Annotated in this window: 13 protein-coding genes; 9 read left to right on the forward strand and 4 right to left on the reverse strand. The window is 52.6% G+C overall.

Annotated features, from left to right (window positions below; genetic code table 11):
• Position 1: 1 nt before the first annotated feature.
• Positions 2–688, reverse strand: coding sequence for a YciI family protein (locus tag K7P01_RS11910; protein WP_267293200.1), 687 nt, complete (start codon positions 686–688; stop codon positions 2–4).
• A 115-nt stretch (positions 689–803) separates the two neighbouring features.
• Between K7P01_RS11910 and K7P01_RS11915 the strand changes: the two genes are divergently transcribed.
• From K7P01_RS11915 to hutF, 6 genes are read left to right on the forward strand one after another with little or no spacing between them, the layout of a single operon-like run.
• Positions 804–3,578, forward strand: a complete 2,775-nt coding sequence (locus tag K7P01_RS11915; protein WP_267293203.1) for a triple tyrosine motif-containing protein — start codon at positions 804–806, stop codon at positions 3,576–3,578.
• A gap of 49 nt (positions 3,579–3,627) precedes the next feature.
• The gene (locus K7P01_RS11920) at positions 3,628–4,140 is read left to right on the forward strand and encodes a DinB family protein (RefSeq protein WP_267293205.1); all 513 of its coding nucleotides are present in this window, start codon (positions 3,628–3,630) and stop codon (positions 4,138–4,140) included.
• 6 nt (positions 4,141–4,146) lie between these two features.
• Positions 4,147–5,472: a D-alanyl-D-alanine carboxypeptidase/D-alanyl-D-alanine-endopeptidase gene (locus tag K7P01_RS11925; RefSeq protein ID WP_267293207.1), complete on the forward strand. Its 1,326-nt coding sequence runs from the start codon at positions 4,147–4,149 to the stop codon at positions 5,470–5,472.
• Entirely contained in the window at positions 5,459–6,766 is a 1,308-nt protein-coding gene (locus K7P01_RS11930; protein ID WP_267293209.1) for a glycoside hydrolase family 3 protein, read from the forward strand. The genes K7P01_RS11925 and K7P01_RS11930 overlap by 14 nt, the downstream gene beginning before the upstream one ends.
• Before the next feature lie 12 nt (positions 6,767–6,778).
• A complete protein-coding gene (locus tag K7P01_RS11935) occupies positions 6,779–7,582 on the forward strand; it encodes an N-formylglutamate amidohydrolase (RefSeq protein WP_267293211.1) in 804 nt (267 codons plus the stop codon).
• Positions 7,583–7,585: 3 nt separating this feature from the next.
• Positions 7,586–8,950 carry a formimidoylglutamate deiminase gene (gene hutF / locus K7P01_RS11940; RefSeq protein ID WP_267293213.1) on the forward strand — a complete coding sequence of 455 codons (1,365 nt, stop codon included), beginning with the start codon at positions 7,586–7,588 and terminating at the stop codon, positions 8,948–8,950.
• Between the two features lie 26 nt (positions 8,951–8,976).
• On the opposite strand, the gene K7P01_RS11945 is transcribed toward hutF, so the two are convergent.
• A complete protein-coding gene (locus tag K7P01_RS11945) occupies positions 8,977–13,782 on the reverse strand; it encodes a hypothetical protein (protein WP_267293215.1) in 4,806 nt (1,601 codons plus the stop codon).
• A 65-nt stretch (positions 13,783–13,847) separates the two neighbouring features.
• On the reverse strand, positions 13,848–14,060 hold the full coding sequence (locus K7P01_RS11950) for a DUF2905 domain-containing protein (RefSeq protein WP_267293217.1): 213 nt from the start codon (positions 14,058–14,060) through the stop codon (positions 13,848–13,850).
• A gap of 44 nt (positions 14,061–14,104) precedes the next feature.
• Between K7P01_RS11950 and K7P01_RS11955 the strand changes: the two genes are divergently transcribed.
• Both K7P01_RS11955 and metK read left to right on the forward strand, forming a co-directional pair.
• Positions 14,105–14,812, forward strand: coding sequence for an SAM-dependent methyltransferase (locus K7P01_RS11955; RefSeq protein ID WP_267293219.1), 708 nt, complete (start codon positions 14,105–14,107; stop codon positions 14,810–14,812).
• A 74-nt stretch (positions 14,813–14,886) separates the two neighbouring features.
• Positions 14,887–16,143, forward strand: coding sequence for a methionine adenosyltransferase (gene metK / locus K7P01_RS11960; RefSeq protein WP_267293221.1), 1,257 nt, complete (start codon positions 14,887–14,889; stop codon positions 16,141–16,143).
• Between the two features lie 71 nt (positions 16,144–16,214).
• On the opposite strand, the gene K7P01_RS11965 is transcribed toward metK, so the two are convergent.
• Complete coding sequence (locus tag K7P01_RS11965) at positions 16,215–16,742, reverse strand: RNA methyltransferase (RefSeq protein WP_267293223.1); 528 nt, start codon at positions 16,740–16,742, stop codon at positions 16,215–16,217.
• Between the two features lie 57 nt (positions 16,743–16,799).
• On the opposite strand from K7P01_RS11965, the gene mutS reads away from it, so the two are divergent.
• Positions 16,800–19,406 (forward strand): DNA mismatch repair protein MutS, encoded by a 2,607-nt coding sequence (gene mutS, locus K7P01_RS11970; RefSeq protein WP_267293225.1) that lies wholly within the window; start codon positions 16,800–16,802, stop codon positions 19,404–19,406.
• The last annotated feature ends 1 nt before the right edge of the window (position 19,407 follow it).

Below are 19,407 nucleotides of genomic sequence, written 5' to 3' on the forward strand. Positions count from 1 at the left end.
TTTATTCCTTCGGCTCGCAGAACGAACCTTTGGCGATCCACAGCGTTTTATACTGCACTTCAAATAACCCTTCCTGTATGCCGGGGTCCGCTTCGATTACCTCACGCTGCACCTCGCCTTTCATGACCAGGATGCCCGTATCGTGCTCACCCAATATACCGTAGGTAACGACGTTGCCCGTCGTAGCCAGCTTCTTGACAAACTCTTCGTGACGCCGCAGGATATCAGGGTAGCTTTGTGCCGTAAACTTGGTGACGACCATATCGAAACGCACAAAAGCATAGCTCACCATTTCGTACGGTTCCTTCACCGCGCAGACCGAGCCGATCAAAGGTTTATAGGGATGTAACGTTACCTCCCATCGGCGCGCACGGATTCCCGGATCGGTGCTGAGCCAGTCCTTGGCCTGGTCCGTCGAAGCCGTGCGCAGGATAAAAATACCCCCGCCACCATCAAAGGGACCTGCCGCAATAAGCTTGCCTTCCGCTGCCAGGCGGTTGATATTGGCCATGTGCCCCTTCATGAGCGAATCCAACAAAGTCTGCGAGATTTTATCGGCGTTGGCGTTTTTTGTTAGGAAAACAAACGTGTACGCATCCTGTTGGGCCCGTCCGCAATACGCGGGGCCCAGTAACAGTAAACAGAAAAACAACCGTTTCAGGTGCATAATGCTGTAGTCAAAAGCCATCTATAAAGCTACTAATTTGGAGTATCTGTTTATGAATATTACATCGCTATTCTTTTTTAACCGGTCACTACTTTTCACGGGCTACACTCCGTAACTTTGAGACACCTGGCTTTATATGAAATTTACTGTGTTCACCCTCCTGCTGCTGGCTTCGCTTCAGCTGTATAGTCAGACAGGAAATTATTTCCTTTCGCACTACACGCCTGGTGAAGATCGGTTTGACGAGGTCTGTTTTGATATCGCTCAGGAAAAAAGCGGCCTGGTATATTTTGCCACACGCCGCGGTATACTCGAATTTGATGGCCGGAACTGGAACACGCTGCTGAACGACGGCGCCGTATATTCCATTCAAATAACTCCTTCGGGCGAGCTTTATTGGGCCGGCGCGGCCGGTTATGGTACCCTTGCGCCCCGCAAGATCGGCAATCCCAAAACCACCGTTATTTCACCCAAAGGCGTTACCGACGTCTATCAATGCCTCATCCAGGAAAAGAAATCCTACTTCGTGGGCGAAAATTCGCTCTACATCGAAACACCCGGCCAGACTACGCTTACCATAAGCGCCACCAAACAAACCGGTGCGTTCGGCAGCATCTTTGAGATCTTTGGCGCAGTATACGTCAACACCGCCCACATGGGCTTGTTCAAAGTAGACGGAAACAAACTGGTGCGGTCGCGGTTAAACTTCTCGAACACCGAAGAAGTGGTCTTCTCGCAAGGCTACGACAATCAATACCTCATTGGCCTTTCTGATAACAACGTATACCTCGTCGGCGAAAATCTCAAGCCCCGTTTGATCGTGCTGGAAGACGAAATGTATGCCAGCGCCAGTGTAATTGTGAGCGGTACATGGGTAAACAAAGACATGTTTGTGCTGGGCACACTGCGCGGCGGCCTCATCTTCGTACAAGCCAGTACCGGTAAAACACAAGAGATCGTAAACTATAATACCGGCCTGCCCGACAACGAAGTCTATGCGTTGATGAGTGATCAGAGCCAAAGCATTTGGGCAGCCCATGAATATGGCTTTACGCGCGTGTCACCGTACCTGCCCTTCCGCTCTTTTAGTCACTACAACGGACTTGCCGGCAACCTGCACTGCGCACGGGGCTTCCAGGGAAACGTCTACGCCGGCACGTCGGTGGGACTCTTCAAGCTGGAGAAAGAAGATCTCTACGATGAGATTACGTACTTCACGGAAGTGACAGAAAAGAAACCGGCACCCGCTATTACGCAAGCGGCGACACCGGCACCCGCTACACAAACAACGCCGACCACGCCCACCACCGGAACAGCCCAGCCCGCCACGGAGCCTAAGCGCAAAGGATTGCTCCGTTTCCTGAAGAAGAATCGCAGCAAAGAAAGTGCGTCGGTCGTAACACCCGCCAGACCCGCGGAGACCACCACAGCGACTACACCGACGACTCCGTCGGTGACACCACAACCAGAAACCGTCAAACGCAGGATCAAAAAGAGTGAGCGCGTACTCCGCACCACCACGTATCGGTATAAAAAAGTACAGGGTATAAATGCCAAGATCACACAGCTGGTGATCGTCAACAACAAACTGATTGCCGTTGGCCTGGGTGGCGCCTTTGAGATTGAAGGCCTGACCGCCCGACCCATCCTGGAAGAGCCCGTGCGGATAGCCTATGCCTCGCGCAACCTAAAGATGCTGCTGGTATCGACCTACGACGACGAAGTACGTGCCTTCACACCCGGCGCAACAGGGTGGGTACCGTCATCCATTCTCAGCACCATCAACGACGACATCGAAGCCATCACGGATGGTAACAACCAGGACCTCTGGCTGTGTGCATCCGACAAAGTATACCACCTGGACGTCACCACCGGCACGTTAAAGAATGTCGAGGGGCTGCCCATCAGCAACCCCACCCTCAACAAAATTGCGTGTGTGCGTTGGAACAAAGATATTGTCCTCGCCCACAAAGATGGTTTCTTCCGGTTCGATGAGCCGCAGCAAACCTTTGTGCGCATCGACTCGCTACCCAAGCCCCTGCTGCACTTCTCCGACGGCGAAGACATTCTCTACAACGACGGCCGCACCTGGAACATCCTCGGCAAGACACATGGTCAAAGCAACCTGCAACTGTTAAACCTGCTGCAGAACCTACGCTTTGTGACGATTGACCAAAATGGCGAAAACCTCTGGGTCGTAACCGGCAACAACGAGCTATATAAATTCTATGGTGAAAAACTGACGCCCTATGAAGTCGGCAACAAGCCGCTTCTCAAAGCCGCCCGCAACGAAAACGAAACGATGGACTTGCGCGACTTCGCCCTGGACGAGACTAAAAGCTCGCTGACCTTCGACGTTATTCAGCCCGACTACCTCGCACCGCAGTCCATTGAATACCGCTATCAATTGGCCGGCCTGGAAGACGAATGGTCCGATTGGTCCATCAGCAACAACATCATCAACTTTGCCTACCTGCCTTCCAACGACTACGTGCTGATGGTACAATCACGCGACATCTTTGGCAAGATCCGCGAGCTGCCCACCGTAGCCTTTGAAGTATTGCCGCCCTATTGGAAACGCCCCTGGTTCTATGCCCTGGAGTTCTTTGTCTTCTCAGCCCTCGTGATGCTCTCGATGCGCCTGAGCAGTCGCTTCCGCATTATCAGCCGCGTGCTGTCATTGCTCACCATCATTATGCTGTTACAGTTCATTCAGACAGTCATCGCCAAAACCTTTGAGACCCGCACCAGTCCGGTCATTGATTTCTTTATACAGGTGGTGGTCGCCCTGATGATCCTGCCTGTAGAAGGCTACCTCCGCAACGTCATGTTGAAGGAAGGTACGCTCGCCGGCAGGCTGCAACGCTTCCTGACACCCGAGGCCGCCCCGGCCGACGACAAAAAAGACTAAGCGCCACCATCCGGCTTCTTGTGTTCATGTTCTTTCGTTATTTTTGGACATGGCAAGACCAGATCTATCGGTAATTCCCGAGGGCTACAAAGGTTATGTAACCCTGGCAAAAGAGTACGATTTTCTCGACGCCCTCGACATCGCGCGCAAGCGCATGGCCGAGTTGGTACAAACACTACCCGAAGCCAAAGGCGAATACCGGTATGGTCCTGACAAGTGGACGATCAAAGAGCTCCTTTGTCACCTGATCGACGCCGAGCGCATCTTTACCTACCGCGCCCTGCGTTTCGCCCGCAACGACAAGACCGCCCTGCACGGCTTTGAAGAAAACGACTACGCCCCCGAAGCCAATGCCCACGGACGCACCCTGGCCGAAATAGCACAAGAAGCCATGCACGTACGCCAGTCGACTGTCGATCTATACAAAAGCTTCACACCAGAGATGTTGCAACGGTCGGGAACCGCGAATGGCAAGACACTGTCCGTATTCCACCTGGGCTATGTCATCGCCGGCCACGAGCTGCACCACTATAACATCCTCCGGGAGCGATACCTGCAATAGCCTGGCATGCAGTATAGCGTTCGCTCATTCACCAGTAAGGCAGTAAGCCACTTTTTTCTCCCAGCGATCGTCGCGACGCTTTACGCCTGCTCGCCCGTGTCACCCAGGGCACTGCAAAAAAACTTCCACCAAACAGAAGCTGCACTGCAGGAACACGTCGGGTTTGTTCTGTACGACCCGCTTAAAAAGGAAAAGCTCGTCGACTACAACGGCAGCACATACTTTACGCCTGCCTCAAATACCAAGATCTTTACCTTCTTTACAAGCCTGAAGCTATTGGGCGACTCCATTCCCGCATTGAAGTACGTGGTGCGCGGTGATTCACTTATCTTCTGGGGCACGGGTGACCCATCGTTCTTATACCCGTTTGTTTTCACGAACGGCACAGCCTATACATTTCTAAAAGGCGCTCCCCAACAACTATACTTCGCGGCCGATAATTTCCCGACCGCTTTCTATGGTCCGGGGTGGGCATGGGACGACTATAACGACTACTATGCCGCTGAACGAAGCTCCCTTCCGATCTATGGCAACCTGGCTACTTTTACCGCTGCCGGCAGCACCGTGCAGGTAGTACCGCCCTTCTTCCGCACCAGCATTCTGCCAGGAGCCGCTCAGAAAAAACCAGTTATTATTCGCAACCTCGATCAAAATCAATTTATATATCACCCCGGCGAACAGCCCTCGACCGAGACCTTTACCATTCCCTTTAAAACCGGCCCCCTGTTGATAGCGCAGTTGCTGAGCGACACCCTAAAACGCCTGGTGACCGTACTGGAGAAACCTGTAGTGCGTCTCGGCACAAAAACACTGAACGGTATCCCCACTGACAGCCTGTACCGCGTCATGATGCAAGACAGCGACAACTTTATCGCGGAACAACTCCTGCTGGCTTGCGCCGGCGTAATCAGCGATACGTTGAAACCCGAGATCGCCATCAACTACATGAAACAGCATGACCTCCACGACCTGGTAGACACCCCGGTATGGAAAGACGGTTCGGGCCTATCGCGTTACAACCTGTTTACACCAAGAGCCATCGTGCAACTGTGGGAAAAGATATATCACACCGTGCCCCGCGAGCGACTCTTTCCACTCCTCGCAATCGGTGGTTCGAAAGGCACCATCCGAAGGTACTACAAAAGCGACACGCCCTATATCTATGGCAAGACCGGCACACTGAGCAACAACCATTGCCTGAGCGGATTCCTGGTCGCAAAAAGCGGCCGGTTGCTGATCTTCTCGTTCATGCATAACAATTATACCGCATCAACTGCCATCATCCGGCAGCACATGCAGGAAACCCTGAAGAAAATCCATGAGAATTATTGAGATGAAAAAACACATATCCTATCTGTGCTTGAGCCTCACGGCGCTACTGGCAACACCCCACGTCTACGCACAAACCGACAGCCTCGACATCAAGATCGGACAGATGATCCTCATCGGCTTTCCAAAGGCCGATGTCGATTCGGAAGTGTTGCGCGAAATACGGCAGGGCAAAGTGGGTTCTATTCTCATTTTCGAAAAGAATATTCCGCAGAAAAATTCTTTTAATGCATTGAAGAAGATCACCTGGACATATCAACAGGCAGCACCGATCCCGCTGTTTATTACCATCGATCAGGAAGGCGGCAAGGTAAACCGGCTCAAAGACAAATACGGTTTTCCAAAGTCGATCACAGCCGCGGACATGGCAAAGGCGAAGAACCTCGACTCCGTACGATTCTATAGCGAGTCAACGGCCTCCACACTGGCCGGACTGGGCATTAACGTAAACTTTGCACCCGTCGTCGACCTCGCCTCAAATCCCACCAATCCCATCATCGCCAAACACGGCCGGGCCTTCTCGGCAAACGAAGACACCGTGGCATGGATGGCCAAAGAAGTAATAAAAATGCACCGTAAATACGGTGTGCTTACATCGCTCAAACACTTTCCCGGTCACGGCAGCTCAAAAGATGATACACACCTGGGCATGGCGGATGTTACAAACACCTGGAATGAAAAAGAGTTGAAGCCCTATAAAGTACTAATCGACTCGGGCTATGTAGATGCCGTCATGACCTCGCACATTGTAAATCGCAACCTCGACAAAAACGGCTTCCCGGGCACACTTTCCACCGATGTATTGACGGGACTGCTGCGCAGCCAGTATCACTTCAAAGGCGTAATCTTTACCGACGACATGCAGATGCAGGCCATCACCAAACACTACGGCTTTGAGCAAGCCATCAAGATGGCCATACTGGGCGGTGTCGACATCATGACCTTCTCCAACAACATCGCCGGCAGCGACCAGCGTACAGTGGACAAAGTCCATACCATCATTCGCGGCATGGTAGAACGCGGCGAGATCCCCCGCCAGCGGATCGACGAAAGCTTCCGCCGCATCATGACACTGAAGAAACGCCTCTCGCTAAACACCATGGCCGCCAACAACCAGCAACAGCTCGACAAGCTGAACGCAGAGTTGGCCAAAAGCCAGGATGCACTTCGCCTGAAGACACAAGAGCTTGAGCAGGCCCAGGCGGCGTTGCAAAAAGCCACGCAAGAAAGCCAGCACAAGCAAAGCGAAGAGCAGTCATCTAAAAAGAAAAAGAAGAAACGTAAGGCTGATCGTTAAGCCACACGCAGTATGAATGCTTTTACGATTCACCCGGCCGAAGGAGAAGAGCTGCCCATTCTGGTCAGCGTGCCGCACTGCGGCACAAGCTTTCCGGACGACATCAAAGACCAGTATAAATCGTCACGGACCGAGGAACCCGATGACACCGACTGGTTCGTTGACAAGCTATACGGCTTTGTTCCTTCCATGGGCATTACCATGATCTCGGCCAACTACAGCCGTTGGGTGATCGACCTGAACCGCGACCCCGACAGTAAGCCGCTCTACACCGACGGCCGCATCATCACAGCCTTGTGCCCCACGACAGACTTCCTCGGCAACCCACTATATAACGACGAACGTAAAGACGTTGCCGCAGACGAAGTAGCGCGACGTCTGGATCTATACTATAGACCCTACCACCGACAGCTGGACGAGCACCTGACCCGGCTACAGGCAAAGTTCAAAAAAGTATTACTGTGGGATTGTCACTCCATTCGCCAGGTAGTACCCACCATCCAATCTGACGCTCTTCCCGACTTAATCCTCGGCGATGCCGACGGCCGCGCAGCCTATGCAGCCCTGACCCAGACCGCGCTGCAATCACTCCGCAGCACAATATACCAGGTAAATCACAACCATCCGTTTAAAGGTGGTACGATTACCCGCCACTTCGGCACACCGGCCAGCGGTCGTAATGCACTGCAACTGGAAATGACCAAAGTGCACTATATGGACGACACCGAGCTACGCTACGACCTGCAGCGCGCCACGGCCATGCAGAAGGTATTAAAACGTACACTTGAAAATCTTGCCATACAGCTACAGCAATAAGGCATGCAACACGATCTGAAATATTATCAATTCACCGGCCTTCTCTTACAGGGTGGCTGGCTCTCGCCGGCGGTAGTAGGCATTGATGCGCAAGGCATCATTCAATACTTAGCCGACAACGCACCGGCCGCGCCAGTAGCCATCGAAGCAGTACAAGGCCTGGCGATCCCCGGCTTTCAAAACGCACACTCGCATGCGTTTCAATTTGCCATGGCCGGCATGGCCGAAAAACATCCCACCGGCTCGAACGACGACTTCTGGAGCTGGCGCGAGGCCATGTACCGCTGTGCGCTCACAATGGACCCTGACCAAATGGAAGCCGTCGCGTCCATGCTATACGCCGAATTGCTCAAGCGCGGGTATACCCACGTAGCCGAATTTCACTACCTCCACCACGACAAGAACGGCAAGCCTTATAACAACCTGGCTGAGATGGGAGAGCGACTCGTTGCCGCGGCAAAGACTACCGGTATCAAAATCACGCTCGTACCCGTGATGTACCAGAAAGGTGGCTTTGGTGCAGCACCGCAGCCGCGACAGATTCGATTTATCTCCAACACAACCGACGAATACTTCCAATTGCTGGATGACTCCGCCCACGCCGTGGCAGCATACACGCAAGCACGTCTGGGCTTTGGCGTTCATTCTCTCCGGGCGGTAGAAGCGCCCGATGTTATACGCGTCATGCAGGAAGGACCCAAAACTATACCTTTCCACCTGCATGCAGCCGAGCAACGCAAGGAAGTAGCGGACAGTATAGCCCACTTGAAACAACGCCCCGTAGAGTGGCTGTTGAATAATCTCCCCCTGAATGAGCGGGTACACATCGTACACTGCACCCACCTGAGCGACGACGAAGTGAGCCGACTGGCAGCCAGCAAAGCGAACGTTGTTCTTTGCCCGGGCACGGAAGGCAACCTCGGCGACGGCATCTTCCGTCTGACAGATTTTGCAGCACAGGGTGGTAGTTGGTCTATCGGTACCGATAGTCACATCAGCCTCAACCCACTGGAAGATTTACGCTGGCTTGATTACGCCCAGCGCTTCACAACGCACAAACGCAATACGTTTGATGACGGCGCGGGCACCTTGGTTCATAAAACACTGACAGCCGGGCGCCGCGCAATGGGTGTCGAATCCACCGACTATTTCGCCATAGGCCAGCCCCTGGATGCCGTAGTATACAATGCCCGCACGCCCTTGTTGGCACAGGCGGGACGTGAGCATTGGCTCCCGTCCATTATCTATACCTCCGACAGCTCGGCAATACTGGGCACATTAGTAGATGGACAATGGAAAGTAAAGGGACACCACCACGTAGAAGAAACGCGCATCCTACGCACATTTCTAAAATATACCGGCGCGTAGCGCGTAAAGCAACAACAATCAAAAGCTTAGAAACCGTCGTCTTCCTTCTTCGGCTCTTTCTTCGGCTCTTCGGTCGGTTTCTCCTTGGCCACAGAAGAGCCTTCGCTCAAGCTATAGGGTACATCGATGCCATAGTACTGCGCGCGGAAGCGGTTGATGAATGTGAGCGTCTCGTCGTCGCTACCAGGTATGAAAGCCACCTCACCGATCTTAGCCTTGCCGGCATTGCTCTTCTTAGAAATAATAGTGTTGAAGTCGCTATTGGACGAATGCACCATCAGGCGGTTGTCTTCAAAACCGAAATAATACCATGCATCCGGTGATGCCTTAAAGAAAATGTGGGCCACCGGTGCGCCGTCTTCATTCTTGCGAATCTCGATAAAGCCTTCAAAAGCTCCATTGATGTCGTTGCGGCCGATGTTGGAAATGCCAATCGTACCTTCGCTATAAAACCCTTTCTGCTTCTCCGACCATTTCATATTGACATTCGAAATGACCAGAGGCTTCGCCAGCGCGGCAATGGTACTCAGCGACACATAGCCTTGTAAGCTGCGCTGCTCAAAATCTTTAACAACCTTCTCGCCAACAATGTCGGCGATCTTATACAACAGCTCGGTCTGGTCGCCCAGACCCTCGTCTGCACCTTCGTTTTTAATGACCTCTTGAATCTGCTTACCCATGAGGTCGAACGCTCCCACCGGCACATTACTCTCCATCATCATGAACGTATTCATGCGAATCTCGTTCGTCTCCATGTTGCCCTGGCCGAGCGCGGTGGTGACGAGATTAAAGTCTTTCATACCCGGGAAAAGCTTGACCGGCCCTTCAAACCGCACCTGCATGTTGTCGTCATTGTAGGCAAACACCTTTCCGGAAAGCGAGGTACCGGCTGCCTTCTCCAGGCTCTCGATCTTAAACTCACGCGACGCGGTATCATAATGCAGGGCACCACTCGGCGTAAAAAAGTCTTCGTCCTCTTCGCTCTTCTTGTCGTTGACAAACGTGATGTACAGATCGTTGTCCGTCGAGAAGTGCAGGCCGGCATTTATCTTTTTACCGTCTTCGGTCACGGCATTGTCGAAGTCGATGTGTACCTCGGTTTCATCACCGGTCTGCGTATACTCGATCCACGTATTATAGTTCTTGATCTTTTTGATGTCGAGCTTCACAAAGCCGGTAAGCTGCAACGCCGGGCGCGTGGCATACATTGTCATGTTACCTTTATAGAACATGCCGGCACCCAACACCAGCTTCTCTTTGTCCTCCACTGCACCGGTACCTACGGTCTGCTGCAATGCAACGGAGTTCTTCCGCGACTTAGACCGGCGCGACGTTTCCTCTACCGCGATGTCTTCGAGGTGGAAGTCCGTCATCTTAATGGCAAACGTGTCGCGTAGGAAGTTTACGTACTGGTAAGTAGCGTAACCGCTGAACTGCTTCCGCGAAATAATATCCACCACACCCTCCGTGAGGCGGTGATAGCCATTGAGCGTGTCGAGTATGATCGTGGTGTTTTTCAGCGTACCGATCTTGGCATTCTCGAGAATGAGTACTTCGTTGTTCTCGGGTGTAATCTTTGCATCCGCTACAGTAATATAGGGAATGCCGCTTACCTTCAGCTCCTGCGTTTTCAGGTTATACTCCGCACGCTCGGCGTTGAAATGCAACGAATCGAGGTCTTTGCGTGTGGTATAAAAATATGACTTCTCGATGGGTACATCGGGGTCCTTGCTCATGGTGATCTTCTGCTCGTCAAGATCCCATCGCATCTTCGGGATGGATGTCTTGAACTGCGCAAACGGGAACGCGATCGCCGCCACCCCTTCTACTTCCGGACTGATGTCGGCATAATTTTCTTTCAGGTTAAACTTCATCCGCACATCCACACCGTATAAGAGTGGCTTGCTGACGTCCTCAGACTTCACGGTGAACCGCGCATGGCGCGCACTGAAATCGTCGGCAGTAAAGTTCATGTTGCGCGAGATCAGCTCGCTGCCACGGGTCTCTAACTTACCCGTACCGGCAACACCTTCTTTTGATATCGTCAGTGTACCACGCATCTGCGCGGTGGAGTCGTAGAAGTTAAACGGCGACTTCTGGTTCTTCAGTCGCATCTGGTCCTGCTTGGGCAACCACTTCATTTCATAGTCGGGCAGTGACGCCTGCGGAAAGCGCACATTGCCAAATTGTTTCTCGGAAATCGTGGCACGTTCACCACGGCCCACTACCGAGTCGGGATAAAACACAAAGTCGTGCGACGCTACCGTAGCAGCCAGGTATTCAATCTTACCCGTACCACGCAGACCACGGTTGTTCAGCGAAACGGCGCCGTGCATCTTACCATCGCCGTTGTATAGCTGGTAGCCACCCTTCGGTATATAGTGCTCAAAACCGAGCGACTTATCGGGCTGCGAATGTAGCTTCTCTTTAAAGGCAGGGAACATGCCGTTCGACACAAACGTACCATCGAAGTTAATAGACGCCGGATCGGCATCGTTCAAGCTGTCGAGCTTAAACGGCGGCACGGCAAAGAACATCGAGCGATCGTACACGCCGCCCAATACTTCGGGTCGATCAAAATAAATAGCGCCACCGCCGGATGCGTCAAGACGCGGGAAGTTGGGGATCTTTTTCATGCCCGACTTATTGCCCGCCTTGCTGATATACAGCGTACCCGATTTCTGCGATGCATCACCCAGACCACTCACCTTCGCGGTAGACGAATCGGCCCCCACCATGTTGTTGTTAAGCTTTCGTCGGACCATCACGCCCTTGGCATTCCGCTCCATCACAAAGAAGTTGATGGAGTCAATGCGCGTCAGGTCGATATAAAACCCTTCGTAGTTCAGCGTAAAGCCTTTGCCACTGATCTCGAAATTACCGGCATTGATCGTACCGTCGAATTTCATATCACGGTTTTGCAACAGCGTGATGATGGCGCTGTCGGGCTGAATCCGTACGTTTAGTGAGTCGCTTATTTTAAACTCCTCTACGCCGCGTACAGTCATATAGCCTTTCTCAAAGTTCAAGGTCGCGTTGGCCGAGCTGTCGATGACGGAATGTATCTTCAGATTATCGTAGTCCATCTCGCCTTTAGAGGCTTTATAAATGAGAATGGCTTTTTCTTTGACGCGTACTATGTCGGTCTTGGAATCGTACGACACCAGCCCCTTCTCCTTCAAAAACTCGATCGCGGCTTTAATGTCGCGCATTTCCTTGCCAGAGAATTGGGCGAGGTTACCCGAGTAAAACTCGCGCGTTTTATTCTTTACGCAATAGTTCGCGACCAGGCCCAGCGGATGGAATGAAAAGCCTTCACCTTTTAACAGGCGGAAATCTTCCTGATCGTAGAAGTCCGCCGACTCGATCACCATCGGCACCGTGTTACGCCCGCCGTCGGTATAAATATCAAGACTGTCGGAGTACAGGTTCCAGCGAATCACGTCGGCAGCAAAATCTACCTTAAAGAAAGAAGACGAGTAAGGCGTATGTTTCATGTTGCCCTTATCCTTCTGAATGACGATCCGCTGCAGGCTGTCACGACCAAACGCATAGCGCATCCGTACCGCCGGGTGCGTGATCGAGTCACGACGCTGCTGCAGTATGACCGATGCCTTGTTAGACGTGATCGTCGAGTCGCTAAACAAAAACTCCGACGAGCGTGCAACAAATTTTTTATCGCCATTATGCGAGATCTCAATGACGGCAGGATCACCACCCACCGAGGCGCTGGAGATCTTACGACCCGTAAGCGAGAAGCCGCCCCGATATTTCACATTCTCATCGCCGAGGCCGGTGATGTTGAGGTTGCTTTGGTAGGACTTAAAGCGCGGATAACTGGACGCCACCGAATCTTTGCGTGTAACAGACTTAAACTCAAACGTGCCGGGAATCAACCCAGGCGTGTGACCGGTATAATTAAACTTTACCAGGTCGGACTTAAACTCCGGCTTGTTGACCGGGAAATTATAAGTACCCAGGTTACAGTATACACTGTCGGGGCTTAACAGCGCAGGGGTCCAGTCGACCGTACCCGACTCGCCCACAAACAGGCCATTGCGCAGGGAAACGACACCCTTGGTATTCTTGACAAAGATAGAATCGTACTTCGTGACAAAGTTGAGTGTCACCCGGTTGAACCGTAGCACCGGCCCATCTACTACCGGCGGGGGAGGAGGGTTCATCCAAAGCGGTGCTTCGGAGAAAATAGAGTCGGCACCGCTGCCCGCATCAAAGTTTTCATTCGGGTCGGACTGCACGGGGTCTACATATACCTGGTCGTTGTTCAACGACGCGATGGAAGTCGTGTCGTTCATATCAAATGTCGGCGCCGGCGTGACGTATTCAAACGTATAGTCGTCGTCGCTGGCATACAGACGGAACGGGCGCTCGTAGTTCAGCGCGTGATATTGAAAGAACGTGCGGCTGAGGCGAAAGAAATTCTGCGCCCTGGTAGACGACTCCTGGGCGATGACCTGGCCGGCTACCGTCAGGTACGCCGTAAGCTTGGCAGGATCGGCATGCTCAACGGTGACGGCGTTGGCAAGGGCTCCGAAGTAGTGAATCATGGCCGGCTTGAGCGGATATTTCTTTTTACGCAGTTGGAAAGCCTGGCGATGCACCATGTCCTGCTGGTCGGGCGACAAATTCCCCCACGCGGAAGCAAAGCTCGCGCCGATCACGGACGCATCTACGTTACGGGTGTTCTCAAACACCACCCGGATACTGTCTGGGAAACTCAGCGGAATAGCACTTTCTGATCTCTTCTGGGCCGACACCACCAGGGCGGGCAAAAAAGACAGGAGAAAAAAATATGATCGTACCTGCTTCACAAAAACTAAACCTTGAAATTCGGAAATAATAGTTGAATAATAAACTAACGCTGGACCAACCGGGGTTAGTTTTTCCACCGGTTAACAAAATACAGGATCAACGAAAGTAGCACGCTTAACAACAGGGACGTCACAATGGGAAAATGAAAGCTGTAATTTTCACGTTCGATCCGGATATCGCCCGGCAGGCGTCCAGGCCACAAGTGTTTGGGGCCATACAACACAACCAGGCCGGCGATAATACAAACTAAACCTACAACGATCAGGATTTTGCCCATAGTGTTGTTTTCTTACGAACTTAGCGCCCCGTCAGCTAAAACACATGAAAAAAGGCGTCCTGTACCTGGTTCCCAGTAGCATAGCAGAAGAAACTCAGCAAACCGTCATCCCGGAGCACGTGCGCCAGGCCTTACCTGGCATACGCCATTTTCTGGCCGAAGACATCCGCACGGCTCGCCGCTTTCTCAGCAGCCTGAAGCTTTACGCTTCCATCGAGCCGCTGCAGTTCGAAGTTCTCAACAAAGATACAAAACCGGCTGAACTCAAAGCCCTTTTTCAACCCTTGCTGGAAGGGCATAACCTGGGCGTGATTTCCGAGTCGGGTTGCCCCGGTGTAGCTGACCCCGGCGCACTCGCCGTAAAGTACGCCCATGAGCAGGGTATTCAGGTAGCGCCGCTGGTGGGTCCTTCGTCGCTGTTGTTGGCCTTAATGGGCTCCGGCCTGAATGGCCAACGCTTTACCTTCCATGGCTACCTGCCCATTGATAGCAAAGAAGCGGCCGCAGCGATTAAGACACTGGAGAAAGAGTCGCAGAGCCGCCGGCAAACGCAGCTCTTCATCGAGACACCCTATCGTAACAACGCCATGCTGAAAAACCTGCTGCAGAACCTGCAGGACGATACACTACTATGTATTGCGGTAGACCTTACTGGCAAAGAGGAGAGCATTAAAACGTTGCCAGTAAGTAAATGGAAAAACCTACGGCCTGAATTGCCTAAAGTACCAGCGGTATTTTTATTTTTGGCGTAAAGCCGTTTGATTTGATTTCTTTTACAGTTTCAACCAAATTTGCCGCTAAAATTTAAAACCCAGTGTAAATCCTTATGCCGTATTTATTTACCTCCGAGTCGGTGTCTGAAGGCCATCCCGACAAAGTAGCAGATCAGATCTCTGATGCCCTTATCGATTATTTCCTCGCCTACGATCCTGCTTCCAAAGTCGCCTGCGAAACCCTCGTTACCACGGGCCAGGTAGTGCTGGCAGGAGAGGTAAAATCAGAAGCTTACCTGGACGTTCAAGACATTGCCCGCGAAGTTATCCGCAAGATCGGGTACACCAAGAGCGAGTACATGTTCGAAGCCAACTCGTGCGGTATCCTTTCGGCTATTCACGAGCAGTCGCCCGACATTAACCAGGGCGTTGTTCGCAAGAAGAAAGAAGACCAGGGTGCTGGTGACCAGGGTATGATGTTCGGCTACGCCACAAACGAAACCGACAACTACATGCCCCTGCCGTTGGAGCTTGCACACTTGCTGCTCCGCGAGCTGGCGATCCTCCGTCGCGAAGGCAAGGCGATAAAGTACCTGCGCCCCGACGCCAAGTCGCAAGTGACCATCGAGTACAGCGACGACAACAGGCCGCAACGCATCGACACCATCGTAATTTCCACCCAGCACGACGACTTCGCGAAAGACGCGGTCATGCTGAAGCAGATCAAAGACGATGTAATCAACATTGTTATTCCCCGCGTGAAGAAGAAGCTGCCCAAGCACGTACAGAAGCTTTTCAACAGCGAAATTCAATATCACGTCAACCCTACAGGCAAATTCGTAATCGGAGGTCCCCACGGCGACACCGGTCTGACAGGCCGTAAGATCATCGTTGACACCTACGGCGGTAAAGGAGCCCACGGCGGTGGAGCCTTCTCCGGCAAAGACCCTTCAAAGGTCGACCGCTCAGCAGCCTACGCTACCCGTCACATCGCCAAAAACCTGGTAGCAGCCGGTCTGTGCGACGAAGTACTGGTACAGGTAGCATACGCCATCGGCGTAGCCCAGCCAGTAGGTCTGTACGTAAACACCTACGGCACTTCCAAAGTGAAGCTCAACGATGGCGAAATCGCGCAGAAGGTTGCGAAGATCTTTGACATGCGTCCTTACTTCATCGAGCAGCGCTTCGCCCTCCGCACCCCGATCTACGCCGAAACCGCTGCCTACGGACACATGGGCCGCGAGCCCCAAGTGGTAGAAAAAATCTTTAACAAGGGTAAAGCTTCTGAGAAAACAGTGAAAGTAGAGCTATTCCCCTGGGAAAAGCTCGACTACGTAGACGCCGTGAAGAAGGCCTTCAAAATCGCCTAACTCACACGTGTCACAATAACACCCAAAGCCCGTTCCGGACCCCGGAACGGCTTTTTTGTTGCAGCCTATATCTACCGCAACTGCTTAAAAAACTCCCACGCAACAATCCCCAAACAAACCGAAACATTTAAAGAATGCTTCGTCCCCGCCTGCGGAATCTCCAACGCCACATCCGTTAAAGGCAGCACCTCCTCACTCACCCCATTCACCTCATTCCCAAACACCAGGCAGTACCGTGCATCAGCAGAAGGCTTAAACGTCTCCAGCGAAACACTATCCGTCGTCTGCTCCACCGCAACGATCGTATGCCCCTCCTCTTTCAGTTTTCTCACAGCATCCACCGTCTCCGCTACATACTCCCATTGCACAGACTCCGTTGCACCAAGCGCCGCCTTTTGAATCTCCCGGTGCGGCGGCGTGCCGGTAATGCCGGTAAGATAAATCTTACCAATGCGGAAAGCATCCGCCGTGCGAAAGGCCGCACCCACGTTATGCAGGCTGCGGATGTTATCAAGCACGAGGCATATAGGTAGCTTTGGTGCTTCCTGAAACTCCGCAACAGACATTCTTCCAAGTTCTTCCAGTATTAGCTTCTTCATGCAGATCAGACAAATGAATCCTTCCGCAAACAAAAGAAAAAGTATTTAATTTGCCCCATGGCCGAAACCAAGACCTCTGCTGAAACACCGTTGATGAAGCAATACAATGCCCTGAAGGCAAAGTACCCCGGTGCAGTCCTCCTCTTCCGTGTGGGCGACTTTTACGAAACCTTTGGACACGATGCCATGACGGCCAGCAAGGTACTCGACATCGTACTTACCAAACGGGGCAACGGCTCGGCCTCCGAAACCGCCCTGGCAGGCTTCCCCCACCACGCCCTCGACACCTATTTGCCCAAACTCGTGCGGGCCGGCCACCGGGTGGCCATCTGCGACCAGCTGGAAGACCCCCGCTTTGTAAAGGGCATTGTGAAGCGCGGCGTGACCGAGCTGGTAACGCCCGGTCTGTCATTTAACGACAACGTACTCAACCGCAAGCAAAACAACTTCCTGGCATCCGTCTTTTGTACAAAAGACGCCTTTGGCGTGGCCTTCCTCGACCTGTCTACCGGCGAGTTCTATGCCGCGCAAGGCAACGAGACGTACATTCTCAAGCTCATTCAGGGCTTTGCGCCGTCGGAAGTAATTTATTGCAAGCAGTTCCGCGCCAGGTTCGACAGCCTCTTCAGCAACGACTACAGCACGTATGCGCTGGAAGACTGGATTTATGGATACGACTATGGATATGAAAAGCTAACCAAGCATTTTAAGACCAGCACACTGAAGGGCTTTGGCGTAGAAGACTATACCGAAGCCATCGTCGCAGCCGGCGCCATCCTGCATTACCTCGAAGACACCGAACACAAAGATACATCACACATTGCGTCGATCGCCCGCATTGACGAAGACCGGTATGTGTGGCTTGATAGATTTACAGTACGCAACCTGGAAATCGTTACGTCTCAGCAAGACGGCGGCGTGCCGCTGATCGACATCGTCGACCGCACGGTTACACCCATGGGCTCACGCCAGCTGCGCAAGTGGATGATCCTGCCGTTGAAAGAGAAGGATGCCATTGAAGAACGGCTGGCGATCGTAGACACGTTTTATGCAGACAACAACCTGACCGAAGCGCTCATAGAGCCGCTCAAGCAGATCGCCGACTTAGAGCGCCTCATCTCAAAAGTAGCCGTAAACCGCATCAACCCGCGCGAGATGTTGCAGCTGAAACGCTCGCTGAAAGCAATCGAGCCCATCCGCCACGAGCTTAGCCAACAGACTACACCCGGCTTACAACGCTTGGCCAGCCAGCTCCACCTGTGCGAATCATTGGTAGCGAAAATCGAGCAGGAGCTGCGTGAAGATGTTTCCATTGCTATCAACCAGGGCAACCTTATAAAGGAAGGCATCGACGCTGAGTTGGATGAGCTGCAAAAGATCTCTTATTCGGGCAAAGACTACCTGCTGCAGATCCAAAAACGCGAAGTAGAACGCACCGGCATTGGCTCCCTCAAGATTTCCTATAATAAAGTCTTTGGCTACTACCTCGAAGTAAGCAACGCCAACAAAGACAAGGTACCGACCGATTGGATCCGGAAACAAACGCTGGTAAATGCCGAGCGCTATATCACCGAAGAGCTGAAGGTCTACGAAGAAAAGATCCTGAATGCAGAAGACAAGCTAATCGTGATCGAGCAGCGCATCTTCAACGGCATCATTGCCGCCGCGTCAGCCTTTATTCCGCAGATCCAGCTCAACGCGCGCGTGCTCGCGCAACTCGACTGCCTGCTTTCCTTTGCTGTTGTGGCGCGGGCGAATCGTTATACCCGCCCGCAAATCAACGACTCGTATATTCTCGACATCAAAGCAGGGCGTCACCCGGTCATTGAAAAACAACTGCCGGTAGGCGAGTCCTATATTCCCAACGACATATACCTCGACAGCGAAAAGCAACAAGTACTGATTATCACGGGCCCGAACATGGCTGGTAAGTCGGCGTTGCTACGCCAAACCGCGCTCATCGTGTTGCTGGCACAGATGGGAAGCTTTGTACCCGCAGATGCAGCATCCCTCGGTATTGTCGACAAGGTCTTTACGCGCGTCGGCGCGTCGGACAACCTGTCGAAAGGAGAGTCGACATTTATGGTGGAAATGATCGAGACCGCCAGCATCCTGAACAACCTCAGCAACCGCAGCCTGATCCTGATGGACGAGATCGGCCGTGGCACCAGCACCTACGACGGTGTATCGATTGCCTGGGCCATCGTGGAATATTTACATAACCACAAAGACTATAAGCCTAAGACGCTTTTCGCCACACACTACCACGAGCTGAACCAGCTTGAAGAAGACCTGACGCGCGTGCGTAACTTTAACGTGTCGGTAAAGGAGGTGGGCGACAAGATCATCTTTATGCGCAAGCTGAAAGAAGGCGGAAGCGAGCACAGCTTTGGTATACACGTAGCACAGCTGGCGGGCATGCCGAATCGTATCGTGCTACGTGCGAACGAAATCTTACATTTCCTCGAAAAAGACAAACACAAGAACGAGGACAAAAAGCGAATGGAAAATATACCGGTGGCCACGCCGCAGATGAGCCTGTTCGCGGCCGATCCGCGCTTCATAGAGATCGAAGAAAAACTTGGTAAGATCGATATCAACACCATCAGCCCCGTAGAAGCACTACTCAAGCTGAACGATCTGATTACCGTACTAAAAAAATAAA

The organism is Parachryseolinea silvisoli (assembly GCF_021190955.1).
GTDB classification, from domain to species: domain Bacteria; phylum Bacteroidota; class Bacteroidia; order Cytophagales; family Cyclobacteriaceae; genus Ohtaekwangia; species Ohtaekwangia silvisoli.

Excerpts from the sequence above, each read along its gene's own strand:
- K7P01_RS11965 (WP_267293223.1), bottom strand. The coding sequence starts at position 16,742 with ATGAAGAAGCTAATACTGGAAGAACTTGGAAGAATGTCTGTTGCGGAG.
- K7P01_RS11910 (WP_267293200.1), bottom strand. The coding sequence starts at position 688 with ATGGCTTTTGACTACAGCATTATGCACCTGAAACGGTTGTTTTTCTGT.
- K7P01_RS11955 (WP_267293219.1), top strand. The coding sequence starts at position 14,105 with ATGAAAAAAGGCGTCCTGTACCTGGTTCCCAGTAGCATAGCAGAAGAA.
- K7P01_RS11950 (WP_267293217.1), bottom strand. The coding sequence starts at position 14,060 with ATGGGCAAAATCCTGATCGTTGTAGGTTTAGTTTGTATTATCGCCGGC.
- K7P01_RS11920 (WP_267293205.1), top strand. The coding sequence starts at position 3,628 with ATGGCAAGACCAGATCTATCGGTAATTCCCGAGGGCTACAAAGGTTAT.
- K7P01_RS11915 (WP_267293203.1), top strand. The coding sequence starts at position 804 with ATGAAATTTACTGTGTTCACCCTCCTGCTGCTGGCTTCGCTTCAGCTG.
- K7P01_RS11930 (WP_267293209.1), top strand. The coding sequence starts at position 5,459 with ATGAGAATTATTGAGATGAAAAAACACATATCCTATCTGTGCTTGAGC.
- K7P01_RS11925 (WP_267293207.1), top strand. The coding sequence starts at position 4,147 with ATGCAGTATAGCGTTCGCTCATTCACCAGTAAGGCAGTAAGCCACTTT.
- K7P01_RS11935 (WP_267293211.1), top strand. The coding sequence starts at position 6,779 with ATGAATGCTTTTACGATTCACCCGGCCGAAGGAGAAGAGCTGCCCATT.
- hutF (WP_267293213.1), top strand. The coding sequence starts at position 7,586 with ATGCAACACGATCTGAAATATTATCAATTCACCGGCCTTCTCTTACAG.
- mutS (WP_267293225.1), top strand. The coding sequence starts at position 16,800 with ATGGCCGAAACCAAGACCTCTGCTGAAACACCGTTGATGAAGCAATAC.
- metK (WP_267293221.1), top strand. The coding sequence starts at position 14,887 with ATGCCGTATTTATTTACCTCCGAGTCGGTGTCTGAAGGCCATCCCGAC.